Below are 19,280 nucleotides of genomic sequence, written 5' to 3'. Positions count from 1 at the left end.
CGGTGCTTCGGTCCCGGCTCAGTCCGCCGGGTGGCCGGGCGAGATGGAGGTCGTGTCGGAGAGCCGCAGCGGCTTCGCTCCCCGGGTGTCCTCACGGTCGCCCCACACCTGTGGCTCCAGGACGAACCCGACGTGGTCACCGCCGTCGGCGCGCAGCACGACCGTGCCGACGAACCAGGCCGCCGCGTCCTCCAGTACGACGGCCCCGTCGGCCTCCTCCCGCCAGCGGACCCGGGCGAACTTGTCCGTCCGGTCCCCGGTCTCCCCGCCGAACAGCTCGGCGAGGCCACGCTGTTCGCGGGTGAGGAGATGGACGGTGAGGCGGCTCGCGGTGCGGGCCACCCGATAGGTGCGGTTGGCCTTCGACAGCCACACCACGTACCGCACGGGCTCGATCGAGCACTGGGAGGCGAATCCGACGAGACAGCCCGCGCGGTCGACGTCCGTCGCGGCGGTCACGACGCACATGTCGGGGTTGAGCCTGTCGATGAAGGCGTCCATGACCGCCATCCTCTTCGATCAGCCGCCGCTCGTGCGGGACTCCAGGTCGCGCCGGGTGTCGTCGCCGTACACCCCGTCCTCGTCGCCGCGGATGCCGTACCAGAGCTGGAAGCGGGCCACGGCGGCGGTCAGGGTCGAGTCGTAGGTGCCGTCGGTGGAGCCGTTGTCGTAGACGTTCGGGATACGCAGCAGGCGCTCCTGAAGATCGGTGACTTCGGGGCCGTTGTCTCCCTCGCGGAGGGTGCCGGGCCCGTCGGGGTCGGTGGCTCCGGCGGCGGTCGAGGTGGGTGTGGGGGTCGCGGAGGCGGTCGCGGTGGGCTGCGGGGCCTCCGCCGCGGTGCTCTCTCCGCGGCCGGCCAGCAGGAGCGCGCAGCCGAAGCCGATCACCGCGGCCGCGATCACGGCCGCCGCGATCGCCGTGCGGCGCAGTCCGGGCACCCGCCCGCGGGGGGTGTCACGGGAGCGGCGGGTGCGGTCGTGATCCCTGACGGGCGGCAGTTCCTGGGTCGCGTCCTCGGCTTCCGACGGTGGGCCGGGCAGCGCGATGGACTCGTATCCGACGGCCCCTCTGGGCGGCAGGTCCTTGAGCAGTTCCGCGAGCGCGTCGGTGCGGCGCGGGCGCAGCACACGGATGGGTTCGATGGGCTGCCCGTCCGGCGGCGCCCCTCGGTCGGACGGTGTCGGCATCCTGGTCTCCTTCCGTCCCGTGCATACGGGTCTGGGCCGTCCCCCAGGGAGAGATACGGCGCCGCGGAGCCGGGAGTTCAGCGGCTTGCGCTTTGTTCGCCCGGGCGTCCGCTCAACTGGAAGCGGGGCCGAGGAAGCCGTGCAGGGATGCTTTCATCGCCGCGACGAAGGCATCCCTGCCCTCGTCGTCGAGGGCGTCCAAGGACAAGTACGGATTGAGGTCCTCCAGCTCGACCAGCAGGAGTGCGCCGTCCGGGGCCCGGCAGGCGTCCACGCGCTGGATGCCGTGACCGAGGGCGTTCCAGCGGATGAAGCGCCCGGCGAACTCCAGGTCCTCGGGAGTGGGCCGGTACGGCTCCAGCGCCCAGCGCCGGTCGGTGTGCGGGGCGTACAGGGCGTACTGGAAGTCATGGTCGACGAAGTAGAAGGACACCTCGTAGGAGAAGTCGACGCACGGCTGGACGAGGACGTGCCCGTCGATGTGCTCGCGCACCTCGTCGGCGGGGACGATCCGCAGGCCTATGGAGTCGGCGCCGAGCCTGGGTTTGACGACGTATCGGTCCGTCGCGGGCAGCCGGTCCAGATCCTCCGCGCGGTCGACGGTCGGGATGACGGGGTACCCCTCGGCCGTGAGGTCGAGCAGGTACTGCTTGCCTGCCATGTCGGCCTTGCCGGACAGGGGATTGTACACGCGCGTGCCGTTGCGCAGCGCCCGCTCGCGGAAGGCGTCGTACGCCTCCTGGTAGGCCAGGACCGGCCCGCTGTTGCGGACGACGACGGCGTCGAAGCCGTCCGCCAGCGCGGCGGCGTCCCGGGGATGGCACAGGGCGAGGTCGAAGTCCTCCCTGAGACGCGAGGTGAGGAAGATGTCCTCGTCGCAGTAGCGGCGCCCGCGGGCCCGGTAGGCCAGATCGGTGACGTACAGGAGGGTGGGGCGGGGCATACGGGACTCCTCGGCGGACGGGAGCCGATCGTATGCGGCGGCAGTCCACCCGGACAACACACACAACAGCACTCAGTTCCCTCACAGGACTGCACCCAGTGCCATATGACCGGTTCAGGTGCTACGTTCGCGACCATGAGCTCCACCAAGCCCGCCATGCGGGACGCGCTGGTCGCGGCCGCCTTCCAGCTGTTCCTTGAACGGGGTTACGAGCAGACCACCGTCGACGACATCGTCACGCTCGCCGGAGTCGGCCGCCGTTCGTTCTTCCGGTACTTCCCGTCCAAGGAGGACGTGGTCTTCCCCGACCACGAGCGGTGCCTGACCGACATGACGGCCTTCCTGGCCGCGAGCGACCCCGGGTGCGACCCGCTCGAGCGGGTCTGCGAGGCGGTGCGGCTGGTCCTGCGCATGTACACCGAGAACCCGACCTTCTCCGTGCAGCGCTACCGCCTCACCAAGCAGGTGCCCGGCCTGCGCGCCTATGAGCTGTCCGTGGTGTGGCGCTACGAGCGCGCCTTCGCGGAGTATCTGCGCGGGCGTCTGAAGGGGCTGCACGACGGCACACTCCGGGCCGATGTGATCGCCGCCGCCGTGGCCGCGGCGCACAACAACGCCCTGCGTTCCTGGCTGCGCTCGGACGGGCACGGTGACGCCGAGCAGGCGGTGGAGCACGCACTCGGCTATGTGCAGGCCGCGTTCGGGGCACCTGGCGCGCCGTCCGCCGACGAGCCGCCGGAGGACGTGGTGGTGATCGTCTCCCGCCGCGGCGCCCCGCTGTGGCGCGTGGTCCAGGAGATCGAGTCCACGCTCGAGCGGGACTGAGCCGGACCGGGCGGACGGCACGGGGAAGTGTGCCGCCCGCTCACCGGCCGCTCAGGTCTGGCACTGCGCCGTGCCGGCGGTGGACCACCCGCTCCAGACGCCCCCGTCGGCGCGGGCGTGTACCCGGATCTCGACCTTCACGGGCCCGCACACCCGGGTCGAGCTTCCCACCTCCGTGGGCTCGACGGTCCCCCCTGCCGGAACATAGGTGCGACCGCTGCCCAGCTTCACCCAGTGACCACCGTCGACGACACGGAAGAACGCCTCGTAGGCGACGTTCACCGCCCTCGGCCCCGTGTTGCGCGCCTTGACGTACGCCGTGATCTCCCGCGTGTAAATGCGGCCTTCCTTGCCGCGTTGGGCACTGATGCAGCCGTTGACGGCCACCCGGCCGGTCGACACCCCACCGCCGCAGGCGACAGCCGCGGCATGAGCGTTCGCCGGAACGGCCAGCACGGTGAGCGCGACCGCGCTCAGGACCGCTCCGATACGCCTGACATGCACCATCCTGCTCCCTTCAACCCTGATTGCCTCAGAGGAACCATGACGGGTCGAGGCGTGGAGAGGAGCGGATCTTGGAGTTCTTCACTCCAACGGAAGATGAGGGTACGCAGTACCTTTACGGCTGACACTCAGTGCCATACGCTGAGGCCGTGCACGGTGGCACAGGGAGCCGCGCACGTCCGTGCACGGTTACCCGAGCACGTGGGATTCCGGCCGAGCGCAGGGAGTTGACCAGCGTGTACCACCACTCAGGAATCATGGCTCGTCAGACAGCCGGTTCCGCGACGGGCCTACTCGAGCCCGCCGCCCCGGCCACCGACGCGATCCTCTTCCAGCGCTGCACCTGGTGCGGCACGGCGATGTACCACCGCCTGCTGTGTCCGGTCTGCCAGTGCGGCGACCTGCGCACGGAGCGCAGCGAGGGCGTGGGCACGGTCCGCCACTCCACGGTGGTCCACCGCAACACCCCCGTCGCGCGCAATGTGTCGCTGATCGAGCTGACCGAGGGCTTCGTCGTCCGGGGCCGGGTCATGGGTCCGCCCGCCGCGATCCACAGCGGTGACCGGGTACGGATGTCGACGGTCAAGGACCCGGTCCGCGGCGAGCCGGTCTTCCAGCTGCTCGACGAGCCCTACCGCGCCTGGCACTGACGAGACGTCAGCCCTGCGCGGAATAGCGGGACTTCGGGCCTCACCAGGCCCCCGGGATCAGATCCCGCACCCGCACGGGCCGCCCCGTCTCGAAGCACCGGTTGGCGGCGAGCCCCACCCCCAGCGCCAGGGCGCCGTCCCGTTCGGTGGCCGTCGGGTGAGTCGCGGCGCCGGCGTCCGCACTCACCGGCCCCGCACCGGGGTCCGCGGGCCCGAAGAGCGCGTCGAGCATGCGCGGGTCTCCCCCGCCGTGCGCCTCGTGGGCCGTGACGAGCGGGACGTCGACCGGGGGCTGCCACAGGGGCCGCAGGGTCAGACGCGTGCCGCCCGCGTGGTCGGCCGCGGTGTCGCCGTGCACCGCGCCGCTCGCCGAGGTGACACCGGCCAGGGGCGCCTGCCAGCGGCTCTCCTCCACCTCCAGTTCGAGACGGCCCCCGCTGCCGTTGAACATGACCCGGTAGCCCTCCCACGGGGAGTAGGCGGTGAGGTGGTACGTCATCGTCGCGCCCCGGCTGTGGCGGACGAGGAGCGCCATGTCGTCCTCGATGGTGACGGGTCCGTCGAAGACGTTGCGGTCGCGGACGTATCCGTCGTCCCCCTCGGCGTCCAGGTACAGGGCCCGCAGGGTGTCATCGGCACCGAGATCGAGGGCGAAGGGGTCGTCGGTGGCAGGATCCGCCCCGTGGGCCCGGGTGTAGTCGCGGCGCAGGCCGTGGCGTTCGCCCGCCTCACGGCCGTAGAAGCCGAGCCGCCCGTAGCCGAAGACGTCCTGCGGCTCGTCGGCGAGCCACCAGTTGACCAGGTCGAAGTGGTGGCTCGACTTGTGGACCATGAGGCCGCCGCTCAGGTGCTTCTCGCGGTGCCAGCGGCGGAAGTAGTCCGCGCCGTGCCGGGTGTCGAGGAGCCATTCGAAGTGGACGGAGAGGACCTCGCCGATCGCGCCGTCGGCGATCAGGGCGCGGACCTTCTCGTGCACGGGGTTGAAGCGGTAGTTGAAGGCGACGGTGAGGGAGTTGCCGGTGGACCCGACCGTGTCCAGGATGCGGGCACAGCGGTCCGCGTCGACGGTCATCGGCTTCTCGGTGACCACCCGGCAGCCCGCCTCCAGGGCCGGGACGATGTAGCGGTCGTGTTCGGCGTCGACGGTGGTGACAACGACCTCGTCGACGCCCTCCTTGGCGAGCAGGTCGGCGAAGTGTTCGGGTTTCCACTGGGCGGCGGCGGGTTCGCCGGCCTCGGCGAGCAGCCGGTTGTGGAAGGCCATACGGGTCGGGCTGGGATCGCACAGGGCGGCGACGCGGTGGCCGGGGCGGGCGGCGAGGGCCCGGGTGAACAGCTGCGCCCGGTGGCCGGTGCCGACGACGGCTGCGCGGAGGTGGGGAGTTCGGCTCATGGAAAGCGCTTCCCCCGTCCGGTGATCCGCTAGTCCCCACGGCCGCACTGGCTTGATCACGTCGCTCGCCCGCGATCGGTGTCTCCTCACAGTCAACCCACAGACGCCCCTCTCCCGTCCTAGGTGACGCGAGAGGCGCCCGGGACCGACGGGACGTCTGCGCACGGGGTTTTGAGGAGAGAACCATTGATCCGTGCCCGGCGAATATGTGTGACCGCCGTGGCGGTGCTGGCGGCCCTGGCGGGCTCGCCCGGACTGGCACAGGCTGAACAGCCGCCCGACTCGGGGCTGTTGAGCGCGACGGACGACAACTCACTTCCGCCTGGGTGGCGGATCGATGGGAAGAGCGGGGCGCGTGAGCTGGTCTGGCGTGCGCCGAAGACCGTGCCCATGGGGGATGCTCGGGTCGAGTTCCGTACCGGGGACCGGCTGCTCGGGGTGCCGAAGCCGGCGAAGGACGGGCGGACCTTCCGCCTGACCCTCGACGAGGCGCGGCCCGCACAGCTGTCGGATCTTCAAGTGATGGCCGCGGGGCGCCGGTTGGACGCGGCCGATGACACGCACACGTCCGGCTCGCGCGGGGCACGGGTGCCCGCACAGGCTCCGGCGAACGACGTCGATCCGGGCAGACCCGGCTCGTACCGCACGGTCACCGGGGAGTACGACCTCGACCCGGTGCGCCTGCCCGGGTTCGACACCCCGGTGGAGATGACCGCCGAGGTGGTGGCGCCGAAGGGTGCCACCGGCAGCCGGCCGCTCGCGCTGTTCCTGCACGGGCGCCACAGCACCTGCTACAAGCCGGGCACCGAGGACGACATCACCGGCGACTGGCCCTGCGCGGACGGCTACAAGCCGATCCCGAGCTACCTGGGCTATCTGCGCGACCAGCAACTGCTGGCCTCCCAGGGATATGTGACGGTGTCGATCTCGGCGAACGGCATCAACGCCCAGGACTGGCAAGCCGAGGACGCCGGCGCGCAGGCGCGTTCCTCGCTGGTACGGCAGCACCTCGCCCGCTGGGCCGACTGGACCGCCCACCGCTCCACCGCCCCGGCCGTGGTACGCGAGGCCGCGAAGGCCGACCTCTCCCGGGTCCTGCTCGTCGGCCACTCGCGCGGCGGCGAGGGCGTCAACCGTGCCGCCATGGACAGCCTCTACCCGCCGCCCGCCGCCGAGGACGGCTACCAGGGCCCGGTGCGCTGGAAGGTGCGAGGGACCGTGCTCGTCGGACCGACGATCTTCGGCCAGAATCCGGTCGCCGACGTGCCGAACGTGACGCTCCTGCCTGGCTGCGACGGCGATGTGTCGGACCTCCAGGGCGAGGACTTCGTCGACGGGACCCGTGGGATCAGCCGGGGCACCGCGCTGCACAGCGCGGTCTACATGGTCGGCGCCAACCACAACTACTTCAACAGCGAGTGGACCCCGGGTGAGGCCGAGGCGCCGGCCTCGGACGACTTCTGGACCGACCCCGAGCAGCCGGACCCCGTGTGCTCCCCGGGTGCCGCGACCCGGCTGACCGCCGCCCAGCAGCACAAGGCGGGCGCCACGTACATCGCCGCCGCGGCCCGGCTCTTCCTCGCCGGGGACGACCGGGTGCGTCCGCTGCTCGACGGTTCCGGCAAGCGGGCCCCGTCCGCGGACCCGGCCCGGGTGCTGACCCACGCGGTCGGCGGCCGCCGCAGCGGCGGCTTCCTGCCGGACGCCGGGGCCGAGGTGACCGGCGCACGGGTGTGTTCGGCGATCGATCCGGACCCTGCCGTGGCCTGTCTGGATCCGGAGACCCCCGGCTCGTCACCGCACTTCGCGTGGTGGGAGACGGAACAGGAGACCGGCCGCAGCGCGGTGGACCTGAAGTGGTCCGCACCGGGCACGGCCGCGCGTATCACGCCGGCCAAGCCGCTCTCCCTCCGCGACTCCCAGAAACTGGCGCTCCGGGTCTTCGTGCCGCCGAACACCACCGGCACCAAGTTCGACGTGTCCGTCACCGACTCCTCCGACCGCCGGGTGACGCTGGGCTCGGTCAATGTGGACGGGCTCCCGGGCTCCGAGAACACCGCCTCCTACTGGGCTCAGGAGCTGCGCGTCCCGCTGACGGCGGCGACCCGGGCCGGGCTCGATCTCCGGCACGTCAAGTCCCTTGAGCTGACACCCCGTTCGCCGTCCGGGCGGGCCTGGCTGATGGACGCCTGGGGCTGGGCGCCCGGCACTTCGGCGGTGAAGGCGGCCGCACTGCCGCGTGTCGACGTCGGCCGCACGATCGTCAAGGAGGGCGACTCGGGCACCCGCACCTACCGGATCCCGGTCGAGATCTCCGGGCACGGCAGCGGCCAGGTCCGCGTGTACGTCCTCGACCCGGACAGCGGCCGGGCCGAGAACAGGCTCGTGACCGTACGACCGGGCAGCCACGCGATCGACGTACCGGTCGAGGTGAAGGGCGACACGGAGTACGGCTACGACGTGGAGCACGACATCGCCGTCAAGGCCGTCCACAACGCCGTCGTCGGCAAGCACCGGGGCGGGGTCACCGTCGCGAACGACGACCCCGAGCCGGTGATCACCCTGACGCCGGTCGCGGACCGGGTGACCGAGGGAGAGACGCTGACCTGGCGGATGTCCGTGGAAGCGCCCTTGGCCGTGGACATCTGGCAGCCGGTGCGGGTGCTTCCGGTCACCGAGGGCACCGAGCTGTCCACCAAGGACGTGGACCCGCAGTGGCTCCAGGACTGGTCCGGTGACGTGCCCGACCCGGAGCGGCCGCTGTCCGACGCTAACCTGTGGGTGTGGCTGAACATCCCGCCCGGGAGCACCAGCGTGGACTTCGTCGTGCCGACCGTCCAGGACCAGGTGGCCGAGCCGACCGAGTCGATGCGCCTCGCGCTGACCGACAACAACGCCGAGCCGCTGCCCGACAAGCCGGTGCTGACGGGGACGGTGCTCGACAAGCCGTAAGCACGATGTACGAGGGTTCGTGATCTTGTGCGGGGTCCGGTCTGTCCGGGCCCCGCACTTCACAAGGCCACGCGGATCCCGACCGTCCCGTCCACCCCGCGGCGCAGCCTGCTGCCGAAGAGGGAGAGCCGGCCGACGATGCCGTACTTCCGGGCCAGGAGCTGCCGGTAGCGGGCGGTGGTCGCCGCGTCGCAGATCTCCGCCGTGGCCGGGATCTGGTCGCCGGTCGGGTTGCCGCGCAGGTCGCAGGGGCCGACGAGGACGTCCGCGCGGGCCCGGATCCGCTTCACCTTCCAGGCGTCGGCGGCCGACCACACGCCGAGTGTGTCCTCGTCGCGGACCACCCACACGGGAGTGGCGACCGGGGTGCCGTTCTTGCGAAAGCTGGTGAGCAGCAGGTACTTGCCCGCGCCGAGCCGCTCCAGCTGCTTGTCGTCCATGACGGAAGTCTAGGCAAAACGCGTTCGACCCGCGCAGACGCGGTACGCGATGCTGGTCGTGGAGCACGAGACAGGGGGCCTGGGGCGTGACCTGCAGCCGTGGCGACGAAGAGATCGCGTGCGACGAGTCCGGCTCGGACGGCGAGAACCTCCTGGCCGGGAACACGGACGTGTTCGCACACGGGAGCGTACGGCTGCCGACGGACGTCGCCGCGGAATGCTTCCGGGAGCTGCGGCATCGGATCCGCTCCCCCGCCGAGGAGTACAAGGCGAACCATCTGCTGCGGGAGAAGCACCGGGCGGTGCTGGAGTGGCTGCTGGCGCCCGGCGGGCCGGTCCACGGGCATGCCCACGTCCATCTCATCGACAAGGCGTTCTTCGTCGTGGACCGTACCGTCGGCCTGCTGCTCGACGGCGGCGACGGCCACCGCGCGCTCGGCGCCGTCACCCTGTACCGCGCGGGGCCGCACGCCTTCGGCGACGAAGAGTGGCAGGACTTCCTCACGGCGGCCCACCAGCTGCTGCGCGTCAGGACCGACCACGGTCCTTCGGCCCCCGTGGACGCGTTCTTCCGAGTGGTCGACGGGCTACGACGCGCAGCCGGCCGTACGACCGTATCGGCGGTCCTCGACCGGCTCGCGGCGGCCCGACCCGCGGCGGAGGACTACCGGGCGCGGATCGCGGCCACGGGCCCGCCGCTGGTTCCCCTGCTCGATCCGCTGCTGCCCGCGGTGGTCGCCACGGTCCGGCACTGGAGTGCGGGCGGTCCGGGGCCGGTCCGGCTGGTGCACGACCGGCAGAACATGCTGACGCCACAGCGCATGGCCTGGGTCGCGAAGTCGGTCTGGCCGGCCGGTGCGGGCCGGGTCGAGTGGCGGCTGGTGGAGGCCAGGCTGGACGTGCGGGTGCAGTCGGCCGACATCCTCGCCGGAATCGCCAGGAAGGTGGCCTCCGACGAGCTCAACGGCTGCGGCGACGCACGGCTCACCGCGCTGCTGCGCCCGTACATCGACACGGAATCGGTGTGGGGCGACGCGCCCAGCTGGGCTCGGATGCGTGGGAATGCGGCCAACACGGCTCTGCGCGTGGCTGGTTGAGACCCCTCAGGAGGATCCTGCGGCACAGGATCACCGGCTGTCGTGAACGCGCCCGGCCCCGGCCACGTATGCAAGGAGGGCACTCAACGACCGGAGGGCCCTGCGGTGCAGACACCGCTTTTTCGGGTTCGGGAGCCATGCATGAGGCACGCACGACGACGGGTCGTCCGGCGAGTGACACGGCTGGCGGCAGTCGGCGGACTCCTCCTGGGAGGTGCGATGGTCACGCGCGCCGTCGCGAGCGAGACTCCCCCCCTCACCGCCGTGCCGCACACCTACGCCATGGAGGCCGGGCAGACGGGGGCGGATCTGGTGTCGCGGCTCGGCTCCTCCCGTACGGCCGGCACCTGGATCGGCACCGACGGCAAGCCGGTCGTCGCGGTCACCGACGAGCAGGCGGCCGCCGAGGTGCGCGCGGCGGGCGCCAGGGCGAAGGTCGTCGGGCACAGCATGGACGAGCTCAAGTCGGCGACGAAGACGCTGCGTTCCGCGCCCCGGGTCGCCGGGACCGCCTGGTCCATGGACTACCGGACCAACGAGGTGGTGGTGCAGGGGGACAGCACGGTCTCGGCGTCCGACTGGTCCGACATGACCGAGGTCGCGGACGGTATCGGCGGCTTCGTCCGCATGGAGCGCACCGAGGGCACCTTCACTCCCCGCCTGAACGGGGCGCAGCCGATCCTGTCGACCGGTGGACGCTGTTCGGCGGGCTTCAACGTGACCAACGGTCAGAGCGACTTCATCCTCACGGCCGGCCACTGCGGTCCCACCGGTTCGATCTGGTTCGCGGACACCGGGGGCAACAACCAGCTCGGCAAGACGGTCACCCAGAGCTTCCCGGGCAACGACTTCTCGCTGGTGCAGTACGCCGACGGGAAGGCGGGCGACGGAGCCGGTGTCGTGTTCATCGGCAACGGCAAGGGCGTGCAGATCACCGGCGCGGGCGATCCGTCCATCGGGCAGCGGGTGTTCCGCAGCGGCAGCACGAGCGGGCTGCGCGACGGTCAGGTGACGGCGGTCAACGCGACGGTGAACTACCCGGAGGGGACGGTCACCGGGCTGATCGAGACGAACGTGTGCGCCGAGCCCGGGGACAGCGGCGGTCCGATGTTCTCCGAGGGGATCGCACTCGGCATCACCTCGGGTGGCAGCGGTGACTGCACCCAGGGCGGCACGACGTTCTTCCAGCCGGTGACGAAGGCGCTGACGGACCTCGGTATGCAGTTGATCGTGTCGAACCCGGCCGCCGCCGGAGGGGCGTCTCCTTCTCCGTCGGCCACCTCGTCGCAGGCGCAGGGCTCGATCGCTCCCGGTGCGGCCTCTCCCGGTTCCTCGGCGGCGGTGGAGGGTGCCCAGGGCACGCCCTTGCTGAGCCGGCTCACGGACACCCGGAACGTCGGGCCCGGTCTGCTGGTCGTCGGGGGGAGTCTGATCGCGCTGGTGGCGACGCGGTACATCCGCTCGGAGCAGGACCGCAAGGCGTATCAGCGGTACTACTCGGCGACTTGGGGCTGAGCCGCCGGGTTCTTCATCCCAGACTCAGTAAAACCGTGGCGACCCCCGCCCCGGCGAGGCCCACCACCTGCTTCCGGCTCAGCCGCTCGTGCAGCAGGGCGAGTCCGAGGATCACGGGGAGGGCCGGATAGAGGGAGGCCAGGACGACGGCGACGGCCAGCAACTGCCGCTGGGCGGCGAGCAGATAGAGGATGAGTCCGAGGGCGGCGCCCGCTCCGACCAGCACCGCTTGAAGCGCTCGCACAGGAGGCAGACGCAGGCGTCGAGGGTTTCGTGCCGCCGCGGGCAGCAGGACGAGTACGGCCGCCACCCGTCCCGCGGCCACCGGCCACAGTCCGCCGGCGGCACCGGCCTGGGCGAGGGCGATGTACTGGAGCGCGACGCCGGCACTGGCCAGCAACCCGTCGGGGACTCCTGCGCCGTCGTCCGTACCGCCGCCGCAGACCATCCAGAGGGCGGGCACCGACAGGACGATCCCCAGCCAGGCCACGGCGGTCGGCCGGTCACCGAGCAGCACTCCGCACACGACGGAGAGGCCGACCCCGGTGACGGCGCTGACGGGCACGACCACGCTCATCGCGCCGTGGCTGAGGCCGCGGTTGAGGAAGTGCATGGCGGCGCCGCTTCCGACACCGGAGAGCGCGCCCCACAGGAGGTCGACGGGGCGTACGGCGTCGGCGGAGAGGAAGAGCGCGGCAGAGGTGGCCAGGAGCAGGCCGCCGACCTGCCCGAGGAAGGTGACGGCGGCGAAGTGGGCGCGGCGGGACAGCAGACCGCCGGTGAAGTCGACGATGCCGTAGCAGACCGCTGAGGCCAGTGCGAGGAGAGGGCCCATCCCGTCAGGGGTGCCCAGGGACGGGGCGGTGATGCCCCGCGTCGATCGTCGGGGTCAGGCCGCCCGGACCGGCTGCGGAGCGGCGGCGGCCCACTCCAGGACGAGGCGCTGATACTCCTCACGCTGCTCGCCGCTCAGTGTCCCGCCCGCCCGGCGCCACAGGGCCCGGATCTCCTCGTTGACCTCGTCGGCCGATCGATCGGTCACGGGTTCAACAGTGGTGGACATGGTGTGAAGCATACGGCCGCGGAAGTGAAGGCGCCGTGAGTAATCGCATCAGAAACGGGCATAGCGGACCGTGTTACTGATCACGTCCATCTGTCAAGGCCCGCGCTGTCAAGGGGCGTGACCCGGTTCACACTTCGGCCACACCCAGGACCAGCACCTGGATCGCCAGCACAGCGGCTCCGCGGGCCCAGTCGTGGAAGTCGGACACCCTGGTCTCCAGGCCGACCGGGCTTGCCAGGGGGTGGCGGTGGGCGCGGATCGTGTCCTCCACGGTCTTGCCCGCCACGTCCATCAGGCCGACGCCCTCTCCGGCGAGCATGATCTTCTGCGGCATGGCGAAGTTGGCGATCTGGGCGACCAGGACACCGAGGGCGCGCCCGGCCTCGTCGATGACGCGGGCGGGCATGGGGTCGCCGGCCGCGGCGAGGGCGAGGATCTCCTCGTAGGTGTGGTCGCGGCCGGTGGCGGCATGCACTTGGTAGCGGATGTTGGGGATGGTGAGCAGGGACACGGCGCTGCCGCGGTGGCCGTCGGGCGTGAGGGGCCCGTTGGGGTCGATGATCCAGTGCCGCCCGAAGCCCCGGTCCTCCTCGGCGTAGGGGACGCGCCGGCCGCCCAGGACCAGGCCGTAGCCGATACCGGCACCGATGGTGAGGACGACGAAGCGGTCGAGGCCGCGGCCGGCGCCGAACCAGGTCTCGGCCTCGACGAGGGCGGCGACGTCGTTCTCGACGACCACCGGCAACCCCGTGCGGTCCTCGACGAGTTCGCCGAGGGGGACGTCCCGCCAGTGCAGGAACGGGGACTCGCCGACCACGGCACGCTCCTGGACGAAGCCGCCGACCCCGATGCCGATGCCGGCGAGACTCGGGTACCCGCGGGCCAGTTCGGTGGTCATCTCCGCGAGCAGGTCGGCGACTTCGGCGGGGTCGTGGCTGGCCAGGGGCCGGTCGTGGCGGGCGACGATCTCACTCCTGAGGGTGGTGACGACGCCGTAGACCATGTCCTCGGTGATCTTGAATCCGATGAAGGACCGGGACTCCGCGACCACGTCGAGGGGTTGCGAGGGGCGCCCCTGGCGCACTTCGGCCGGGGTGCCCGCCTCGGGGACCTCGATCAGCAGGCCCGACTCGATGAGCGGTTTGGTCAGCCGGGTGAGGCTGCCCGCGGAGAGGTCGAGGCGGCGGGCGAGTTCGGTGCGCGACAGCGGGCCGTGGACGAGCACCTCGATCGCCACCGAGCGCTCGCCGGTGCTCAGGGGTAGCCAGCTGGCGGCAACTGCGGTCATGAAGGTCAGACTCCCACATGATTTCTTTCACCATAAAAGCAACATGACCATGTTAGGGCGTCCATGAGGGCCCTGAAAAGATGTTTGCAGGCCCCTTGACGCATGGATTATTCCGCGACAAAAGTAAGTGGCCGAGGACGAGCCACCGAAGACGAGGGAGTCTCCCGATGACCATCGCCTCCAGCAGCCCTCCGTCGCGTCTGCCGCTCAGCGGCGCCGAGGGGGCACGGACCAAACCGGCCACGAAACGGGCTTCAGGCGGGTCGAGCGGGGGCGACGGGCGCCTGGCCGCGGTGTTCATCGCCCCGGCCCTGGTGGGCTTCGTCGTCTTCCTGCTCTGGCCGACGCTGCGGGGCATCTATCTGAGCTTCACCCGCTTCAACCTGCTGACCCCGGCGGAGTGGGTGGGCCTCGCCAACTACGACCGGATGATCCACGACCCCATCTTCTGGGAGTCGCTGAAGGTCACCGTCGAGTACGTGGTCATCAACATCGGGGTCCAGACGGTGTCGGCCCTCGCCATCGCCGTCCTGTTGCAGCGTCTGACCCAGTCGGCGGTGCTGCGCGGCATCGTGCTCACGCCGTATCTGATGTCGAACGTCGTCGCGGGCCTGGTCTGGCTGTGGATCCTCGACAACCAGCTCGGCATCGGCAACGAGATCATCGCCGGGCTCGGCTTCGACCGCATCCCCTTCCTCGCGGACGAGACCTGGGCGATCCCGACGATCGCCCTCATCAACGTGTGGCGGCACGTCGGCTACACCGCGCTGCTGCTGTTCGCGGGGCTCATGGCCATCCCGAACGACATGTACGAGGCGGCGAAGGTGGACGGCGCGAGCGAGTGGCGGATGTTCTGGCGGATCACCATGCCGTTGCTGCGGCCGGTCCTGGCGGTGGTTCTGATCATGACGGTGATCGGTTCGTTCCAGGTGTTCGACACGGTCGCCGTGACGACCGGGGGCGGCCCGGCGAACGCGACGAACGTGCTCCAGTTCTACATCTACCAATCGGCCTTCGGCCGCTTCCAGTTCGGCTACGCGTCCGCGATGTCCGTCGCCCTCCTGGTGGTGCTGAGCGCGATCACCGTCCTGCAGTACCGGCTCACCAGGGCCGGCCAGACCGATCTCGGCTGACCCGGAAGGAGTCGACATGGCTGCCGTGACCACCACCACGACGACACGCGTACGGCCCACCGGGCGCCGCCCCCTCTCCCCCGGCCGCATCCTGGCCTGGACGGCGATGGGCGCGATCGTGCTCGTGACCCTGCTGCCGTTCTACTGGATCCTGCGCACCGCGCTGTCCACCAACTCCGGCCTCGCCGCCCACGCGTCCGACCCCCTGCCGGTGAACCCGACCGGCACCGGGTTCGCTCGCGCCTTGGGCCTGGAGTCCACGAAGGACGCCATCGCGCAGGGCGGCGCGGGCGGCGGACTGAAGTTCTGGCGCTATCTGCTCAACTCGGTGATCGTCTCCACCCTGGTGACCGTCTGCCAGATCTTCTTCTCCGCGATGGCCGCGTACGCCTTCGCCCGACTGCGCTGGCGGGGTCGCGACAAGGTGTTCGCGCTGTTCCTGGCCGGGCTGATGGTGCCCACCATCTTCACGCTGCTGCCGAACTTCGTGCTCATCAAGGAACTCGGCCTGATCGACAACCTGTTGGGCATCGCGCTGCCGACGATGTTCATGACGCCGTTCGCGGTGTTCTTCCTCCGGCAGTTCTTCATGAACGTGCCCCGTGAGGTCGAGGAGGCGGCCCTGCTGGACGGCGCCGGGAAGGTGCGGATCTTCTTCCGGGTGCTGCTTCCGATGGCCTCCACACCGGTCCTCACCCTGGCCGTGCTGACATACATCACGTCCTGGAACGACTACTTCTGGCCGCTGATGGTGTCCTACAGCGACAACTCCCGCGTGCTGACCGTCGCACTGGCCATCTTCCGCGCGCAGACCCCGCAGTCCGGCGTCGACTGGTCGGGTCTCATGGCGGCGACGCTCATCGCCGCGCTGCCGATGCTGCTGCTGTTCGGCTTCTTCGCGCGCCGCATCGTGTCCACCATCAGCTTCACCGGGATCAAGTGAGGGACTCGTGATGCGACTTCGTACGCTGACCGCGCTGGCCGGCGCACTGGCCCTCTGTCTGACGGGGTGCGCGGAGGGCGGCTCCGCCGGGTCCTCCTCGAAGACGGTGACGTACTGGCTGTGGGACTCCAACCAGCAGCCCGCCTACCAGGCCTGCGCCAAGGACTTCGAGCAGCAGAACCCCGGACTGCACGTGAAGATCACCCAGTTGGGCTGGGACGACTACTGGACCAAGCTCACCGCGAGCTTCATCGCGGGCACCGAGCCGGACGTGTTCACCGACCACATCCAGAAGTTCGGCCAGTTCGCCGATCTGAAGGTCCTCGAACCCCTCGACGACCTGGGCGTCGACGATTCCGCCTACCAGCCCGGGCTCGCGGCCAACTGGATGGGCCAGGACGGCCACCGCTACGGCGCCCCCAAGGACTGGGACACCGTCGCCCTCTTCTACAACAAGAAGATGACCGACGCGGCCGGGCTCACACCGGCCCAGCTGAACGAGCTGGCCTGGAACCCCAAGGACGGCGGCACCTTCGAGAAGGCCGTCGCCCACCTCACCGTCGACAAGAACGGCAAGCGGGGCGACGAGCCGGGCTTCGACAAGAACAACGTCAAGGTGTACGGCCTCGCCACCAACGGCGGCGGAGACGGCGACGGCCAGACCCAGTGGAGCAACTTCACCGCCTCCGCCGGCTGGAGCTACACCGACAAGAAGCGGTGGGGCACGAAGTACCGGTACGACAGCCCCGCCTTCCAGTCCGCCATCAAGTGGTACTTCGGACTGGCGAAGAAGGGCTACATGGCGCCCTTCACCGACTACAACTCCCAGTCCAACCAGGCCAACACCCAGGTCGCGGCAGGAAAGGCGGCCACGGCCTTCGACGGGGCCTGGATGATCTCGACGTACGCCGGGTTCAAGGGCCTCGACATGCGCACCGCCGTCACCCCCGAGGGCCCCACCGGCAAGCGCGCCACCATGATGAACGGCCTCGCCGACTCCATCACCAAGAACGCCCGCAACAAGGACGGCGCCCGCAAGTGGGTGAAGTACCTGTCCTCGAACGAGTGCCAGAAGACAGTGGGCAGTTACGGCATCGTGTTCCCCGCCACCCCTGACGGTACAGCGGCCGCCGTGGCCGCCTACAAGAAGAAGGGGATCGACGTCTCGGCCTTCACCGAGCCGGTCGCCGACAAGAAGGACTTCACGACCTTCTCCTACCCCATCACCAACTACGCCGCGGACGTGTTCGCGTTGATGCATCCCGCCATGCAGGACATCTTCGGCAACGGCAAGTCCGTGACCAGTCTCGACCAGACCAATGACCAGATCAACCTGATCCTCTCGCAGTGATACCGCGACCAGTGAAGGGCACGCACTTCATGACGTTCTCCCTCGGCATCGTCGGCGCCGGCCAGTTCTCCGGCCAGTTCGCCACGCTGTTCCAGGCCCACCCCGGTGTCGGCGACGTCTACGTCACCGATCTGCTGCCCGAACGGGCCGAGCAGCTCGCCACGGCGCAGGGACTGGCCGGCACCTTCCCCACGTACGAGGCCATGCTGGAGTCGAAGGAGGTCGACGCGGTCGCGATCTTCACCCAGCGCTGGACGCACGGCCCCCTGGTGCTCCAGGGCCTGAACGCCGGCAAGCACGTGTACTCCGCGGTGCCCATGGCCATCACCACCGAGGAGATCTCGGCGATCATCGAAGCGGTCCGGGCGACCGGGCTGACGTACATGATGGGCGAGACCAGCCAGTACAACCCGGCGACCGTGCACGCCCGCAACCAGATAGCCGAGGGCGCCTTCGGGCGGCTCTTCTACGCCGAGGGCGACTACGTCCACGACATGGACCTCGGGTTCTACGAGGCGTACCAGTACAGCGGTGGCGAGAAGTGGAAGGAGACCGCCAGCTATCCCCCGCTGCTCTACCCGACGCACGCGGTGGGCGGGGTGCTCGGTGCCTGGCAGACGCACGCGGTGAGCGTGTCGGCGATCGGTGTCGTCGACGACCGCGGGGACGGGGTGTTCGACAAGGAGGTCAGTCAGTTCGGCAACGACTTCTCCAACGCGAGCGCGCTGTTCGAGGTGGCGGGCGGCGGGTCGTTCCGTACGAACGAGTTCCGGCGGGTGGGCTACCCCTCCCACATCCGGGAGTCGCGTTTCCGGTTCTTCGGGACCGAGGCGAGCATGGAGCAGCTCGCCACGGTCGCCCTCTGGCAGGACAAGAAGGGCGTGCAGGACATCAGCGAGCTCTTGGAGCCCAAGCCGACCATGGCTCCTGACGATCCGTCACTCCAGCACATCGCGCCGGACCTCCGGGCCGCGTTCACGTCCGGGTCGGCGCCGGTGCACGACCGGGCGCGGCTGCCGCGGGAGTTCGACAACCTGCACAACGGCCACGAGGGCAGCCACCACTTCCTGGTGGACGACTTCGTGACCGCCGTGAACACCCGCACCCTGCCGTCGGTGAACGCCTGGGTGGCGGCCCGTTACACCCTGCCGGGCGTCATCGCGCACGACTCCGCGCGGCAGGGCGGGGCCAGGCTGGAGATCCCGGACTTCGGGGACGCGCCTGACGCGTGACGCTGTCGCCGCGCCGGGCGCCTGGTGTCTCAGGTGCCCGGCTTGCGGCCGTACACGAAGACGTCGTCGCCCTTCTTCAGCAGGGACCAGTACTTCTTGGCGTCCTTGGGGGTCATGTTGGTGCAGCCGTGGGAGCCCGGCGGGTTCCACATGCTGAGGTTCACCGAGTGGAAGGCCTGGCCGCCGTCGAAGAACTGGCTGTAGGGCATGGGGACGTTGTAGATCGACGAAACGTGGTTCTTGTCGCGCCAGTAGATCTTCTTCAGGCCGGTGCGGGTCTCGTAGCCGTTGCGGCCGGTGCGGACCGGGACGGGACCGTAGACGAGCGTGTCGCCGTCCTGGATCCAGCTCAGCTGGAGGGTGAGGTTCACGCAGGCGATCCGGCCCTTGTTCACCGGGCACTTGCCGTCCTTGTTGGGGTCCGAGCCGACGGCCTTCTGCTTGTTCATCAGGTCCATCACGCCCCAGGTGACGGATCCGGCGTAGCCGATGTTCGGCGAGATGCCGTGCTTGGTCTGGAAGGCCTTGATCGCCTTGCAGTCGGCGGCGGACTGCCTGCCGTCGACCGGGCGGCCCAGGAACTTCTCCACCTTCTTCTGGTACGGCCCCGCCTGTGTGGTGCAGCTCGCCGCCTGCGCGGGCGCGGCGCCCAGCGCGATGGTCAGCGGCGCGACGAGGCCGGTGATCCCGAGTGCGACGGCACCCCGTCTGCGTATGTCCCCCATGGTCCTGTCCCCTTCATAGGTCCTGCGATCCCTGCCAT

General features: G+C 70.2%; 19 protein-coding genes. 9 read left to right on the top strand and 10 right to left on the bottom strand.

The features are described 5' to 3' along the window. Window positions 1-18 precede the first annotated feature (18 nt). From RNB18_RS01065 to RNB18_RS01055, 3 genes are all read right to left on the bottom strand, one after another. Window positions 19-510: a flavin reductase family protein gene (locus RNB18_RS01065; RefSeq protein WP_311712218.1), complete on the bottom strand. Its 492-nt coding sequence runs from the start codon at window positions 508-510 to the stop codon at window positions 19-21. 9 nt (window positions 511-519) lie between these two features. Then, entirely contained in the window at window positions 520-1,188 is a 669-nt protein-coding gene (locus RNB18_RS01060; protein ID WP_311712217.1) for a peptidoglycan-binding domain-containing protein, read from the bottom strand. A 112-nt stretch (window positions 1,189-1,300) separates the two neighbouring features. After that, window positions 1,301-2,131, bottom strand: a complete 831-nt coding sequence (locus RNB18_RS01055; protein ID WP_311712216.1) for an ATP-grasp domain-containing protein — start codon at window positions 2,129-2,131, stop codon at window positions 1,301-1,303. A gap of 135 nt (window positions 2,132-2,266) precedes the next feature. Between RNB18_RS01055 and RNB18_RS01050 the strand changes: the two genes are divergently transcribed. Beyond that, entirely contained in the window at window positions 2,267-2,956 is a 690-nt protein-coding gene (locus RNB18_RS01050; protein ID WP_242435953.1) for a TetR family transcriptional regulator, read from the top strand. 51 nt (window positions 2,957-3,007) lie between these two features. Here RNB18_RS01050 and RNB18_RS01045 read toward each other — a convergent pair whose 3' ends face one another. Further along, window positions 3,008-3,463 (bottom strand): hypothetical protein, encoded by a 456-nt coding sequence (locus RNB18_RS01045; RefSeq protein ID WP_311712215.1) that lies wholly within the window; start codon window positions 3,461-3,463, stop codon window positions 3,008-3,010. A 233-nt stretch (window positions 3,464-3,696) separates the two neighbouring features. Here RNB18_RS01045 and RNB18_RS01040 point away from each other — a divergent pair, with 233 nt between their 5' ends. Beyond that, a complete protein-coding gene (locus RNB18_RS01040) occupies window positions 3,697-4,110 on the top strand; it encodes a Zn-ribbon domain-containing OB-fold protein (protein ID WP_311712214.1) in 414 nt (137 codons plus the stop codon). Between the two features lie 40 nt (window positions 4,111-4,150). Here RNB18_RS01040 and RNB18_RS01035 read toward each other — a convergent pair whose 3' ends face one another. After that, window positions 4,151-5,503, bottom strand: a complete 1,353-nt coding sequence (locus RNB18_RS01035; RefSeq protein ID WP_311712213.1) for a Gfo/Idh/MocA family protein — start codon at window positions 5,501-5,503, stop codon at window positions 4,151-4,153. 210 nt (window positions 5,504-5,713) lie between these two features. Between RNB18_RS01035 and RNB18_RS01030 the strand changes: the two genes are divergently transcribed. After that, a complete protein-coding gene (locus tag RNB18_RS01030) occupies window positions 5,714-8,455 on the top strand; it encodes an alpha/beta hydrolase (RefSeq protein ID WP_311712212.1) in 2,742 nt (913 codons plus the stop codon). Window positions 8,456-8,514: 59 nt separating this feature from the next. On the opposite strand, the gene RNB18_RS01025 is transcribed toward RNB18_RS01030, so the two are convergent. Then, a complete protein-coding gene (locus RNB18_RS01025) occupies window positions 8,515-8,895 on the bottom strand; it encodes a PPOX class F420-dependent oxidoreductase (protein ID WP_311712211.1) in 381 nt (126 codons plus the stop codon). 86 nt (window positions 8,896-8,981) lie between these two features. On the opposite strand from RNB18_RS01025, the gene RNB18_RS01020 reads away from it, so the two are divergent. Then, entirely contained in the window at window positions 8,982-9,992 is a 1,011-nt protein-coding gene (locus RNB18_RS01020; protein WP_311712209.1) for a hypothetical protein, read from the top strand. Window positions 9,993-10,133: 141 nt separating this feature from the next. Beyond that, window positions 10,134-11,507: a S1 family peptidase gene (locus RNB18_RS01015; RefSeq protein ID WP_311712208.1), complete on the top strand. Its 1,374-nt coding sequence runs from the start codon at window positions 10,134-10,136 to the stop codon at window positions 11,505-11,507. Between the two features lie 13 nt (window positions 11,508-11,520). On the opposite strand, the gene RNB18_RS01010 is transcribed toward RNB18_RS01015, so the two are convergent. The 3 genes from RNB18_RS01010 to RNB18_RS01000 all read right to left on the bottom strand — a co-directional run bounded on the left by RNB18_RS01010 (window position 11,521) and on the right by RNB18_RS01000 (window position 13,858). Continuing rightward, window positions 11,521-12,342: a DMT family transporter gene (locus RNB18_RS01010; protein ID WP_311712207.1), complete on the bottom strand. Its 822-nt coding sequence runs from the start codon at window positions 12,340-12,342 to the stop codon at window positions 11,521-11,523. Window positions 12,343-12,396: 54 nt separating this feature from the next. Further along, window positions 12,397-12,582: a hypothetical protein gene (locus RNB18_RS01005; RefSeq protein WP_007386663.1), complete on the bottom strand. Its 186-nt coding sequence runs from the start codon at window positions 12,580-12,582 to the stop codon at window positions 12,397-12,399. 115 nt (window positions 12,583-12,697) lie between these two features. Beyond that, window positions 12,698-13,858 (bottom strand): ROK family transcriptional regulator, encoded by a 1,161-nt coding sequence (locus RNB18_RS01000; protein ID WP_311712206.1) that lies wholly within the window; start codon window positions 13,856-13,858, stop codon window positions 12,698-12,700. A 167-nt stretch (window positions 13,859-14,025) separates the two neighbouring features. Here RNB18_RS01000 and RNB18_RS00995 point away from each other — a divergent pair, with 167 nt between their 5' ends. Genes RNB18_RS00995 through RNB18_RS00980 form a run of 4 tightly spaced genes read left to right on the top strand, consistent with a single transcriptional unit; the run spans window position 14,026 to window position 18,517 of the window. Further along, window positions 14,026-14,991, top strand: coding sequence for a carbohydrate ABC transporter permease (locus RNB18_RS00995; RefSeq protein ID WP_311712205.1), 966 nt, complete (start codon window positions 14,026-14,028; stop codon window positions 14,989-14,991). Between the two features lie 16 nt (window positions 14,992-15,007). Beyond that, window positions 15,008-15,934: a carbohydrate ABC transporter permease gene (locus RNB18_RS00990; RefSeq protein ID WP_062039988.1), complete on the top strand. Its 927-nt coding sequence runs from the start codon at window positions 15,008-15,010 to the stop codon at window positions 15,932-15,934. Window positions 15,935-15,944: 10 nt separating this feature from the next. Next, window positions 15,945-17,285, top strand: a complete 1,341-nt coding sequence (locus RNB18_RS00985; protein WP_311712203.1) for an ABC transporter substrate-binding protein — start codon at window positions 15,945-15,947, stop codon at window positions 17,283-17,285. 29 nt (window positions 17,286-17,314) lie between these two features. Beyond that, a complete protein-coding gene (locus RNB18_RS00980) occupies window positions 17,315-18,517 on the top strand; it encodes a Gfo/Idh/MocA family protein (protein ID WP_311712202.1) in 1,203 nt (400 codons plus the stop codon). Window positions 18,518-18,546: 29 nt separating this feature from the next. Here RNB18_RS00980 and RNB18_RS00975 read toward each other — a convergent pair whose 3' ends face one another. Next, window positions 18,547-19,242, bottom strand: coding sequence for a L,D-transpeptidase family protein (locus tag RNB18_RS00975; RefSeq protein WP_311712201.1), 696 nt, complete (start codon window positions 19,240-19,242; stop codon window positions 18,547-18,549). Between the last annotated feature and the right edge of the window lie 38 nt (window positions 19,243-19,280).

This window comes from Streptomyces doebereineriae (assembly GCF_031845645.1).
Taxonomy (GTDB): Bacteria; Actinomycetota; Actinomycetes; order Streptomycetales; family Streptomycetaceae; genus Streptomyces; species Streptomyces canus.
This window is presented reverse-complemented; position numbering and strand designations above follow the sequence as displayed.